Consider the following 12541-nt stretch of genomic DNA (forward strand, 5'->3'; position numbering starts at 1 on the left):
TGCGGTGAAAGAGTGGCCTTAAGTTCATGGCCGAGCCGAAAAACTTGTAATGATGTATCCTGGTTGGCTGCTAGATGAGCTCGACATAAGACATGGAAATTCGTTTTATGTCAAAACACAAACTTAAGGTTTGTCTTTGCAATGGTATGAATGCGATTTATTGGTACAGCATTCAATTCTAAATAAATGCATTTCAATACAAAAGCTTATGCAAATGGAAAATTCCGCGTTGCTGCAATCAAAATCCTGGTTTATCGACAAATATCTATCTGATTTACAACATCCTTTGTGTGACAGTGCCAAAAGACTTATTCTTTTTAGCGACTATGCCTGCAGACATATCCAATTGTTAAAAAAAATACTGATGACCGATAACTGTCTTTCTGCCTTGTCTCGCGAGGACTATTTTCATGCGCTTAAAAGCATATCATCATGTTTACCGATTGCAACATACTTACGTGACGTACGCCAATTTAGAAATACCCATCTTTTGCGACTGCTACTTCTTGAGATGGCAGGGATTATTCATGTTGAAGAAGCAATCAAATCCTGGTCTGATTGTGCTGATGCCTTGATATTGCACGTTTTGGATTATTGCAAACAATCACTTTCTGTACGTCATGGAACGCCGCGTGATAGAGAGGGAAATGAAGTTTATTTATATACCCTTGCTATGGGGAAGCTGGGGGGACGGGAACTCAATTATTCTTCGGATGTAGATCTGATTTTTGCTTATACGCTTGTAGGTGAAACGGACGGTGAGGAGCGTATTGATAATCAACATTTTTTTAGTAAATTAGTCCAGCAATTCGTTCAAATTTTGCAAAATATAACGGCAGATGGATTTGTTTTTCGTGTTGATTTGAGGTTACGCCCAAACGGAGATAGTGGTCCTTTGGTTTCAAGTTTAGCAGCGCTGGAGACTTATTATCAAGAGCAGGGCCGTGATTGGGAGCGTTATGCTATGGTTAAGGCTCGGGTAATTACTGCGGTGCTAGACGAGGCGCATCCCTGGTTTACGCGGTTAATCGTCCCTTTTGTTTATAGGCGTTATGTTGATTTTAGTGTGATCGAATCTTTACGTAGTATGAAGGCAATGATAGAGAGGGAAGTAGAATTAAATCCGCGATTAGATGATATAAAACGAGGTAAAGGGGGGATACGAGAGGTTGAGTTTGTTATTCAGAGTTTCCAACTAATTCGCGGGGGACGACTACCGCAATTGCAAAAACAAAATGCTTTAACGGCACTGAGTGTTTTAAAACGGGAAAAACTATTACCACATACTGATGCTTTAAAACAAGCTTATCTTTTTTTGCGCCGATTAGAAAATGTTTTACAAAGTTTAAATGATCAACAGACGCATTCCTTACCTGAGGATACAATAAAACAGGAACAAGTTATCTTAGCTATGGAATTTTCTTGTTGGGATAGTTTAGTTATCAAATTAAACAAATATCAGCGCATTATTAGCTATGCATTTCATTCAGTACTTGGCAAAGTCAAAGATTATGAAAATGATAAAAGGTTATTGGATAATCAGTTATCCAGCCTTTGGCAAGGACATGTTGAAACCAGTATGGCAATTAATTTATTAACCAGTTTGGGTTATACAAATGCTTCCTATTGTTATCAAATGATTCATTCATTTCGTCATAGTCCTCGATGCCGGCGTTTAACCCAAGGTGCGCGTATGCGCCTGGATCGGTTAATGGTTATGTTGCTTGCTGAACTTACACATGTCGAGAAAACAGATGAAGTGTTGTTACAAGTAATGCATTTACTTGAAAATATTGTAGGACGCAGTGCTTATCTGGCATTAATCACTGAAAATCGGCAAGTGCTTACGGAGTTATTATTCTGGTTTGCTCACAGCCCGTTTATTACTTCATTATTAGTGAATCAACCGTTTTTGCTGGAAGTCTTGTTGGATCAAGGTCAGGAATGGCGACCATTGTCTTTACAGCAATTACAACAACAATTGATTGAAAAGTTGACTCATCATGATGATATTGAATTGCAAGAGGAAATTCTGCGACAGTTTAAATTGGCTAATTGGCTGATGGCTGCTCGTGCAGAATGTTATGGTTTCTGTAATGCTGTACGGATAGGGCAATTTTTGTCGGATGTGGCACAAGTGATTGTGGATCAGGTTTTACAGCTTGCCAGCGAACAACTGTATGCACGCTACCCTGAAATAAAACAAACCCAATCACATTTTGCAATAATTGCTTATGGGAAATTAGGTAGCCGTGAAATGAACTATTCATCTGATCTGGATTTGGTATTTTTATATACTGCACAACCATCAGAAGAAGCTTTGGTAACACGCTTAACCCAAAAGATTTTACATATGCTGACTACCCGTTCCCAATCTGGAGTCCTTTACAATGTTGATACACGTCTTAGGCCCTCAGGCTCTGCTGGACTATTAGTCAGCCATGTGGATGCATTTGTTGAATATCAAAAAAAACAGGCCTGGACCTGGGAGCATCAGGCTTTATTAAAGGCACGGATTTTAAGTGGTAATGCAAAAATTAGACATCATTTTATGCAATTAAAAAAATCAATAGTCCAGATAGAACGAAATAAAATCACCCTGCAGCACGATGTATTGTCTATGAGATCCAGGATAGAACATAATCAAACTAAAGATCCTGTTGCTCGCGGATTGCTGGATTTAGAGTTTTTAGTGCAGTATTTGATTCTTCATTTAAGAAACCCTTCTTTGGCCCGGTATACACACACATTAAGCCAATTACACCATTTATTTTTAGCTGGCGCTTTCAATAAAGAACAATACGCTCTTTTGAAAAAAGCTTATAAGAAACACCATCAGCTATTACATCTGAATTTATTACGTCCAAATACGGTAAGTAGCGATGGCATGCAAAATGAGATTATGTCTATTTCCCGCGAATTTTTTGATTAATCTTTAAACTCAGCATATAAGTCATAATCATCACTATCTGTAATTATTACTTCAGCAAAAGATCCACTTTTAATTCCTGGGTTGGGAGGAAGAATCACAAGCCCATCGATTTCGGGGGCATCACCTTTGCTACGCGCAATAATTTGATCCCCATGTATTTCATCAATTATTACAGTTTGGGTTTTACCGACTTTACTTTCTAATTTATCGCGACTTATTTCTGCCTGTAATTGCATGAAGCGATGATACCTTTCTTCTTTTATTTCTTCGGGAACTGGATCACTTAACTCATTCGCTTTAGCCCCTTCAACTGGAGAGTATTTGAAACAACCTACACGATCTAATTGTGCTTCTTCCAAGAAATCGAGTAGTTCTTCAAACTCTTCTTCTGTTTCTCCTGGAAACCCAACAATAAACGTGGAACGCAGCGTAATATCTGGGCAAATTTCGCGCCAAGAGGCAATCCGTAAGAGTGTATTTTCACTGCTTGCAGGGCGTTTCATTGTTTTTAGTATCTTTGAGTTGGCATGCTGCAAGGGGATATCCAAATAAGGAAGAATTAGGCCGTCGCGCATTAAGGGAATGATCTCATCAACATGTGGGTAAGGATAGACATAATGTAAACGGATCCAAATGCCTAATTGACCTAATTGTTCACATAAATCAAAAAATCGAGTATTGATGGTTTTTCCTTGCCAATTCACTGGTTGATAACGTGTATCTACCCCGTAAGCACTGGTATCCTGGGAAATAACCAAAATTTCATGAACCCCTGCATCTTTTAATCTCTTTGCTTCAGTTAATACTTGAGCCATTGGATAACTTTGCAATTTTCCGCGCATCGTTGGAATGATGCAAAAAGTACATTTTTGATTACATCCTTCAGATATTTTTAAATATGCATAATGGCGGGGGGTTAATTTAATCCCTTGTGGAGGAATCAGTTGGGTAAAAGGGTCGGTTGGTGGGGGAAGGTGTTGGTGAACCGCATTGACTACTTCTTCATAGGCATGTGCACCACTAATATGAAGAACATCAGGGCAAGCCTCTTTTATGATGTCAGCTTTTGCTCCTAAACACCCGGTAACAATAACGCGCCCATTTTCTGCCATTGCTTCTTTAATAGTGTCTAACGACTCTTTAACTGCACTATCAATAAAACCGCACGTATTAATAACGACAACACCGGCATCTTGATAACTGGAAACTAATTCGTATCCTTGAGCACGTAATTGGGTAATAATCCGCTCTGAGTCAACCAGAGCTTTAGGACAACCAAGACTAACAAAACCAACCTTATGATTCATATTATATTTTAACTGTAAAAAAAATGAACTAATTATACATCTTCTTCAATACTATTCCAATATCTTATTGAATTTTCTCATACATTGAAGAATGTGGTGGGGGCGAAATGAAGAGCGAGGATGGATGAATTAATGGTTTCATCCTTTTTGCGCAAGCGGAAATCGATTTCAACAGAAGCATTGTGCCGCCATGGACATGAGTCCTCGCTTGCGCGAGGACGACCACAAGCTCCATAAGCTAATGGTAATGGGGCTTAGTGAATGCCTGACTTTCTTATCCATAACGTTAATTTAGAGACATGCTTTTTCGAGCTTCCTCCAGATTTTCGTGAAGTTTACTACCACGGGATTTCCAGAAACCCATGGAGTTGCTTGCAGTTGTGGCACTTGGGATGAAGGGAGTTAGATACAACAGACTGGGTAACAATGTAGTGATAAGATGACGTGCCGCATAGATCACATTGGTAATGAATCTTGACAAGGAATCACGATGCGTTTTTAAGGTTTCCGCCCCTAGATTAAGAGTGGTAAAAAACTGATTAACACGATCGGAAGGTCTCAAAGAAGAACCAGTATCATTCAAATCGTGTATCAAATGCTCTATCAAATCGATTTTGCGCATGGTTCTTATTTTTTTAATTTCATCCATACTCTCTAAATCCTGGGACTTAAGATGATCGTAGTAATTCTGGGTCATCGGCAGCAATTTATTTTGAATAAGTTCAAAATACTTATGTTCAGTCTTATTATTTATCAGAGAGATTAAATGTTCATTTTCAAGGTGTAATCTCGCATTAATGCCAACACCTTCAGCAAATAGTTCTAAAAGCGTATTTATTTCATTTCGTAATTCTTTAATCTTGTTATTTTGTTGCTTTATTAACTCTTGAGTTTCATTTTCTAATTTTTCACAGCGCTTGCTCTTTTCATTGGCAAATGCGGTAGTTTCATTTAATGCGTTTTCCTTTTTCGCCAACTCATTAAGTTGTAAATTTATCAATTCTGCGAGACTAATCACTTTGGTTTCTGGATTGAAGTTCGGGGGGCCATTTTGCTTGAAAAGTTCAAATTGCTCTTTCCCTTTTAAACATCTTACAATATGCCAGCCTTTGTCGGTATCGGATAAATTAATAGGGGTGCCAATGAGGGTCTGCAGGCCTTTGTCTCTTAGAGTGCCATTTTGATTTTTCGCAGGTAGGTTGGTTGCGATGTGGTTGGCTTCTTCCGTTTCATCAATTTGATCGATGTTTATATTAGTTAGATCGTTCTTTTTTTGAATGCTTATCGCAATTGCTGCTTGATTTTTTCGATAATTACAAGTATCTCCCCCAATGCGATGTATGACTATCTCTTGTCCGTCCTGAGTATAAACCGTTTTACAAATGCGAGGGCGTCCCGCAGGAACATGACCATGATATAAATTGTACACACCGTTTTCTGACAGTTTACGCAGAGTTTCTTCATTTAATGCGCTTCCAAAAGCCCCATGGATTAAGGTTTCTCCATTATTGCGCGCAGCAGGAAGCCCCATATTGATAAGTTCAGCTAGTCCCTTATTTAAGAGTGAAGTTGCTTGTTCATCTAATTGCGCTGCATTCGCGTATAATGTGTATAAAGCAGCGTACCACGCATTTTCAGCGTCTAGCAATTCTTTAACATTTCGAGCAACAAATCTGCCTTTTTCATTTGCCTTAGGGATATCATTGTTAAAAATCCGAGCTAATGTATGGGCATCAACCAATTCGGTGAAAGTACGAGGCAAAATAAACGAATTGTTATCAATTCCACCATGAGTAAATAATGTGCTACCAATTTGTGCGCCTATTTGGCAATGTCCAAGATATTTGACATAGGGGCTGTTAGGATTGGTGAAGTAATCTTTCACGAATTCCAAAGTGGCTTCTTCATCATCTACCACTATTTTATTTTCTTGCCAATGAGCAAAACCGTTTTCTAAAGCTAAATCTTCCCATAATTCGGGAGACCCAGTGCTGTTTGCTAATTGCCATTTGATAAATAAAATCTGTTTTTGTCTCTCATTCAATTGATTAAATAATCTGATTAACTCTTCAGAATTAGAATTTTCTGGCCAATGAAGCTCATCAGTGACATAAGTTAGAAATAATTTTGCTTTAGGATTACCATCTACCCAAACAAGCGATGGGTTACGGGCAGCACCTTTCTTTTGGCGTTCATCATCAGTTAATTGAGTATCTTTCCTAAAGATTTCATTAATAGATTCAATTTTTAGTTCATTCAGAATGCGGAATTTGGTGGTCTCACGATTACCAACAATCGAAACCATTCGCTCTCCATATACCTCATGAGTATTGTTGATAATGTTAACAAGACTTATGTTATATGCACTTTTTCGGCCTGTATTGCTGCGTGATTTATCAGTAAGGTCACCAATGTTTACGCAAATGACATTTTCTGGTAGCTTGATATATCTCTTCTTTTCATCTGTCATTACTATGCCGAAATCGTCTTCTTCAAGATGATGATCAGGAAACCTAGCGTTATATTTGCTTTTATAAAGGGCTAGATTTCGTTCCAAAAAGCTTAAATCGCCCTCAAGATCTGCAAAGGTGATTATCATTTGTCCCTCATAAAATTCATGATGGGTTTGTTTTGTCATTATCAAATGCTCCTGAAAAGTTGAATTTTTCGAAATGCTACACAAATAGATATTTTTTTTGCCAATAAAATTTGTTAATATGTGATATGAAATTTACAAATAACTTATAATTTACAATGGGTTATTGCGATTTTTGGGTATAATAACTGCTTCATAGGTGGGTTGCAACTGAATTCAATGTGAACATATTGACTGATTTGGTTCTGTTTGGGGTTTGAAGCAGATACAAGTCAGAGGAGGTATGACTTGTATCTGTTTACTGGATTTGGTTTAACGTTTTTAAGAATTTATCGGTAGAAATTTCACCGACTAATTTAAATTGATTTATTTCTGCCCCTTTTGTGTTAAAAAAGACAAAGGTGGGAGGAGCTACAACATCAAAGTAAGTAAGTATCGCCTTATTTTCAGAATTCTGTGTGGTAACATCAATTTTAATTACCTTAAATCGCGTTAAGGCGTCTTGTACTTGAGGGTCTTTAAATGTGGTTGCTTCCATTACTTTGCAGGAATGGCACCAATCCGCATAAAAGTCCAATATGATTGGTTTGCCTTGCGCTTCCAAAATAGCTTGCTTTATATCACTTAAATTCAGTGTTTGTTGCGTTTTGACAGCGGGAGCGTTTGCAGTATATGCATTCGTTAAAGGCTGCAAAGGGTTGGTCGCTCCCATGCTGGCGCCTACCAAAATTAAGAAACCATACACCAGTAAAATTAGCCCTATTCCTTGGCTAAATTTTTCACGATTCGTGGTGGAGTAGGTAAGTGCACCACTATAAATACCCGAAAATATAAGCAAAAAAGCCCATAATCCCATGCTGATTAAAGAAGGAACTATGCGAGAGACTAAATCAATGGCAACTGCAATGAAAAGAATACCGAAAAGAGCTTTAATTGTATTCATCCAGCTGCCAGTTTCAGGTAACCATCTGCCTGCTGAGGTGCCAATCAAAAGTAGGGGGGTTCCCATTCCCAAGCCTAAGATAAATAAGGTCAAACAACCTAAAAGGACATTACCTGTTTGGGCAATATAAGTGAGCACTCCAATTAAGGGTGCGGTAACGCAAGGAGAAAGAATCAGGGTAGACAAGCATCCCATAATTGCGGCCCCTAAATAGTGGCCTCCCCTTCGATTACTTGTGCCGTGTATTTTGGCCTGCCAGGAATGAGGTAATTTAAATTCATAAAATCCAAACATGGATAAGGCTAAAAGAATAAAAATTAGGCTGAATATCCCTATGGCCCAAGGCGATTGCATGCTGATTTGTAGATTGGCTCCGAGAAGTGCAACTACCGCACCGATTATTGCATAGGTTACCGACATACTTAACACGTAGCTTAAAGAGAGGAAAAAAGCTTTTCGGGTTGAAAGTTCCTTTCCATGGCCAACGATGATTCCAGATAAAACTGGAACCATAGGTAAGATGCAAGGGGTAAAGGATAAAAGTAAACCAAAACCGTAAAAAGTAATCAGAATAAAAAACCAATTATGGCTTAAAAAGACGTTTGAAATGCTATCATTTTGAGTTTCTTCTGTAATCACTGGCTCCTTGGCTACTTGTTCCAGATTTGCTTGAGCCAATGCTAAATTGTTATCTATAGATAATCGTATTGCTTTTGTTTCCGGGGCATAGCAAAAACCATCGTCTGAGCATCCCTGGTAGTGTAAATCAACATATGTTTCCCCTGGCTTATCGGCTAAAATACTCACTGGAATAGAAACTTGGTTACGATATACAGCATACACGTGTCCTTGCTTATCAGTTTTTTTTACTGTAGGAGGCAAACGAAGTGGGCCTAAATGAATGCTGCTGTCTGACTTGGATGCTAGCTTAATGCGTTTACTGTATAGAAAATAATCTGGCTTAATTTGAAAATTAATAGCAAAAGTATTGGGATCGACTTTCGTTACATTGACATGAAACACTTCCGAAGCGGGAAGTGGGTTTGCATGTAGAGCAAATGAAGCAATGTAACAAAATACTAATAAAAACCATTTTCTCATGCTGCAACCTTTTTAATAAAATTAGGGTCTGGAACAGTTAGCTACTAAGACTTCTATGCTATGTCCGAAGGTATAAATAACTATATCAGAACATAGTGTAGTGTGAATAAAGTTAAAACTAAAATTTTTTTTGTTTTAACCCTTGAAAGTTTTTTCTTTGTCCCCATATGCGTTTCAGCAACATTGCAAATGAGTTTAAAGTTTAATTAATCAGGAGATAGAAGCATGAAAATTCGTCCTTTACACGATCGAGTTGTTGTTCGTCGTATGGAAGAAGAGCGTACCACAGCCGGTGGTATTGTTATTCCAGATAGCGCTACTGAAAAACCAATGCGTGGTGAAATCATTGCTGTTGGCGCAGGTAAAATATTAGATAACGGCGATGTTCGCGCTTTAGCAGTAAAAGTAGGCGATGTTGTTTTATTTGGTAAGTACTCAGGTACTGAAGTAAAGATCGATGGTAAAGAACTAGTTGTGATGCGTGAAGACGACATCATGGGTGTTATTGAGAAATAATTTGTTTCATTAGGAGAGATATATAATGGCAAAAGAATTACGTTTTGGTGACGATGCTCGCCTACAAATGCTTGCTGGTGTTAATGCATTGGCTGATGCTGTTCAAGTAACAATGGGACCTCGTGGCCGCAATGTTGTTTTAGAAAAATCATATGGTGCACCTACTGTAACTAAAGATGGTGTGTCTGTTGCTAAAGAAATTGAATTTGATCAACGCTTCATGAACATGGGCGCTCAAATGGTTAAAGAAGTTGCTTCTAAAACTTCTGATACCGCTGGAGATGGTACTACTACGGCGACTGTATTGGCTCGTTCTATTGTGGTTGAAGGCTATAAAGCAATTGCTGCTGGCATGAACCCTATGGATCTGAAGCGTGGTATTGATAAAGCAGTAGCTGCAATCACCAAAAAACTACAAATCATGTCTAAGCCTTGCAAAGACAATAAAGCAATTGCACAAGTAGGTACTATTTCTGCTAACTCTGATGAAGCAATTGGTTCAATTATTGCCAGTGCAATGGATAAAGTAGGTAAAGAAGGCGTTATTACTGTTGAAGACGGTAATGGATTGGAAAATGAATTATCTGTTGTTGAAGGGATGCAGTTTGATCGTGGATATATTTCTCCATACTTCATCAACAATCAACAAAGCATGACATGTGAGCTTGAGCATCCATTCATTCTGTTGGTTGATAAGAAAATTTCCAGCATTCGTGATATGTTGTCTGTATTGGAAGGTGTTGCAAAATCAGGCCGTCCATTATTGATTATTGCTGAAGATGTTGAGGGCGAAGCTTTAGCTACCTTAGTAGTGAACAACATGCGCGGTATTGTTAAAGTATGTGCTGTTAAAGCTCCAGGATTTGGTGATCGTCGTAAAGCAATGCTACAAGACATTGCAATTCTGACTCATGGCCAAGTAATCTCTGAAGAAATTGGCAAAAGCTTAGAAGCCGCTACTTTAGAAGACTTAGGTACTGCGAAACGTATCGTAGTGACTAAAGAAAATACCACCATTATTGATGGCGAAGGTAAAGCTGCAGAAATCAATGCGCGTATTGCCCAGATTCGTGCTCAAATTGAAGAAACTACTTCTGACTACGATCGTGAGAAATTACAAGAGCGAGTTGCTAAATTATCTGGCGGTGTTGCCGTGATTAAAGTGGGTGCTGCTACTGAAGTAGAAATGAAAGAGAAAAAGGCTCGCGTTGAAGATGCATTACACGCTACCCGTGCTGCTGTAGAAGAAGGTATTGTAGCTGGTGGTGGAGTTGCTTTAATTCGCGCACAAAAAGCTTTGGATTCATTGAAAGGTGATAACGACGATCAAAGCATGGGTATTAATATTCTTCGTCGTGCTATTGAAGCTCCAATGCGTCAGATCGTATCTAACGCTGGTTATGAAGCATCTGTTATTGTCAACAAAGTAGCTGAAAACAAAGATAACTATGGTTTCAATGCTGCTACTGGCGAATTCGGTGACATGGTTGAAATGGGTATTTTAGATCCAACTAAAGTAACTCGTATGGCATTACAAAATGCTGCTTCTGTAGCAAGCTTAATGTTGACTACTGAGTGCATGGTTGCTGATTTACCAAAGAAAGATGAAGCTGGTGCTGGCGATATGGGCGGCATGGGCGGAATGGGTGGCATGGGAGGTATGGGCGGCATGATGTAAGCCTCCTCTCTTATAACCTATTCTTTTAAAACCCGTCTTTATGACGGGTTTTTTTTAATAGCGTCTACTAAAATATTTTGTATTGGTTCAAAAAGCATTTATTATTCAATAAATAAAGAAATTAAAGAGCTAGGAGTAATGATGGGAACAATAATTAAAAAATTGGAAGTAGTCTTGGCAGATACATACGCTTTGTATCTTAAAACGCAAAATTACCACTGGCATGTTAAGGGGGTGCAATTTAAAAGCTTACACGAGTTGTTTGAAATGCAATATAAACAATTAGCGGAGGCTGTAGATGAAATTGCAGAGCGAATTTTAATTATAGGCCATAAAGCTCCAGCTACTTTTTCTGAGTTTAATGCACTAAAAACTATAAAAGATGGTGATTCCAGTGCTGATGCAAACCAGATGGTGAGTGAGTTAGCTGAAGATAATCAGGCTTTGGTAAAGGATCTTAATAAAGCAGTTCGTTTGGCTCAAGAGCATGGTGATGAAGGTACTGTAGCATTATTAAGCGAGCGTATTGCAGCTCATGAAAAAGCACATTGGATGTTAAGTGCTTCTCGCTAAGACCAGTTGGTAATCCTAAATCTGCAAAAAGCATTACCTGCTGTGAATGCAAACGCTATTCCTGGTTGCAAGCAACCAGGATAGTATCTGCGGCGAGTTTGCTGCCATCCATGCCAATCTTTATTTGAGATAATCGTGAATAACTCTACCATAAGGTAAAGTAAGGTCAGATAATATATGTACGGCATTCACTACGCGGCGAACTGGAAGATCCGCCACTGGGGCTAAAGCATGGTGCGCTAACTCTAATTGGGCAGGTCCTTGCCAGGATCCTTTAATCACAACATCTTCCAAGTGATACTCGACAAGCTCACAAATACGGACGCTTCCATCTACATGGGGAATGATTTTGAGTAAATAATTAGGAGCATTCATTGACTCTAGCACTTTTTTTGCATCTAATGTTTCGTATTTGTAGCCCATTGTTGCGGTTGCAATACGAAAAGGGCCATATTCGAGAGTGCCTAGCAATGTTTCATGAGCAACCTCAAGCTTTGGCTGGGCTAATTTCTTGGGAAAGCCCCAGATTTCTCGGCCTCCGGCTATAGGAGGGAGATCATCTAAAAACATAGCGTGAGTATACCCCCCCATTTTACCCTTATAGCGCACAGGGATTACTTGTCCTGATTCAGTATAATCACCAAATCCTGTTGAATCAGGCATGCGAATGAATTCAAATTTAACTAAAGGATCTACTATCTCTAAAGGTTCAGGCACTATTTTACGCAATAAATCCATATCGGTTTCATAAGTAATGATTAAATATTCTCTGTTGATAAAGCGATAAGGGCCACGTGGATAAGCTGGGCTGGTAAGTGGCATTGCAAACGCCTGTTCTATTACCTCTGCTTCTTTCATGTGCAAACTCCTTTGGATGTGTTTATGGCGACAAGCT

8 protein-coding genes are annotated in these 12541 nt (G+C 38.8%); 4 read left to right on the plus strand and 4 right to left on the minus strand.

The features are described 5' to 3' along the window. Positions 1-208 precede the first annotated feature (208 nt). On the plus strand, positions 209-2932 hold the full coding sequence (gene glnE, locus EKG34_RS06690) for a bifunctional [glutamate--ammonia ligase]-adenylyl-L-tyrosine phosphorylase/[glutamate--ammonia-ligase] adenylyltransferase (RefSeq protein ID WP_012978835.1): 2724 nt from the start codon (positions 209-211) through the stop codon (positions 2930-2932). Here glnE and rimO read toward each other — a convergent pair. The 3 genes from rimO to dsbD all read right to left on the minus strand — a co-directional run bounded on the left by rimO (position 2929) and on the right by dsbD (position 8879). Further along, the gene (gene rimO / locus EKG34_RS06695) at positions 2929-4239 is read right to left on the minus strand and encodes a 30S ribosomal protein S12 methylthiotransferase RimO (protein ID WP_003632904.1); all 1311 of its coding nucleotides are present in this window, start codon (positions 4237-4239) and stop codon (positions 2929-2931) included. The two genes, glnE and rimO, sit on opposite strands and share 4 nt — an antisense overlap. A 286-nt stretch (positions 4240-4525) precedes the next feature. After that, a complete protein-coding gene (locus EKG34_RS06700) occupies positions 4526-6877 on the minus strand; it encodes a hypothetical protein (RefSeq protein ID WP_003632901.1) in 2352 nt (783 codons plus the stop codon). Between the two features lie 256 nt (positions 6878-7133). Next, a complete protein-coding gene (dsbD, locus tag EKG34_RS06705; RefSeq protein ID WP_003632900.1) occupies positions 7134-8879 on the minus strand; it encodes a protein-disulfide reductase DsbD in 1746 nt (581 codons plus the stop codon). A gap of 225 nt (positions 8880-9104) precedes the next feature. On the opposite strand from dsbD, the gene groES reads away from it, so the two are divergent. The 3 genes from groES to EKG34_RS06720 all read left to right on the plus strand — a co-directional run bounded on the left by groES (position 9105) and on the right by EKG34_RS06720 (position 11646). Continuing rightward, positions 9105-9395, plus strand: a complete 291-nt coding sequence (gene groES / locus EKG34_RS06710; protein WP_003632899.1) for a co-chaperone GroES — start codon at positions 9105-9107, stop codon at positions 9393-9395. Positions 9396-9420: 25 nt separating this feature from the next. Next, positions 9421-11073: a chaperonin GroEL gene (groL, locus tag EKG34_RS06715; protein ID WP_003632898.1), complete on the plus strand. Its 1653-nt coding sequence runs from the start codon at positions 9421-9423 to the stop codon at positions 11071-11073. 141 nt (positions 11074-11214) lie between these two features. Continuing rightward, a complete protein-coding gene (locus EKG34_RS06720) occupies positions 11215-11646 on the plus strand; it encodes a Dps family protein (RefSeq protein WP_003632897.1) in 432 nt (143 codons plus the stop codon). 120 nt (positions 11647-11766) lie between these two features. Here the strand turns inward: EKG34_RS06720 and EKG34_RS06725 are convergent, their stop codons facing one another. Next, on the minus strand, positions 11767-12504 hold the full coding sequence (locus tag EKG34_RS06725; RefSeq protein WP_003632896.1) for an acetoacetate decarboxylase: 738 nt from the start codon (positions 12502-12504) through the stop codon (positions 11767-11769). Positions 12505-12541: the final 37 nt, after the last annotated feature.

The sequence above is a fragment of the Legionella longbeachae genome (assembly GCF_004283175.1).
GTDB classification, from domain to species: domain Bacteria; phylum Pseudomonadota; class Gammaproteobacteria; order Legionellales; family Legionellaceae; genus Legionella; species Legionella longbeachae.

Excerpts from the sequence above, each read along its gene's own strand:
- glnE (WP_012978835.1), top strand. The coding sequence starts at position 209 with ATGCAAATGGAAAATTCCGCGTTGCTGCAATCAAAATCCTGGTTTATC.
- rimO (WP_003632904.1), bottom strand. The coding sequence starts at position 4,239 with ATGAATCATAAGGTTGGTTTTGTTAGTCTTGGTTGTCCTAAAGCTCTG.
- EKG34_RS06700 (WP_003632901.1), bottom strand. The coding sequence starts at position 6,877 with ATGACAAAACAAACCCATCATGAATTTTATGAGGGACAAATGATAATC.
- dsbD (WP_003632900.1), bottom strand. The coding sequence starts at position 8,879 with ATGAGAAAATGGTTTTTATTAGTATTTTGTTACATTGCTTCATTTGCT.
- groES (WP_003632899.1), top strand. The coding sequence starts at position 9,105 with ATGAAAATTCGTCCTTTACACGATCGAGTTGTTGTTCGTCGTATGGAA.
- groL (WP_003632898.1), top strand. The coding sequence starts at position 9,421 with ATGGCAAAAGAATTACGTTTTGGTGACGATGCTCGCCTACAAATGCTT.
- EKG34_RS06720 (WP_003632897.1), top strand. The coding sequence starts at position 11,215 with ATGGGAACAATAATTAAAAAATTGGAAGTAGTCTTGGCAGATACATAC.
- EKG34_RS06725 (WP_003632896.1), bottom strand. The coding sequence starts at position 12,504 with ATGAAAGAAGCAGAGGTAATAGAACAGGCGTTTGCAATGCCACTTACC.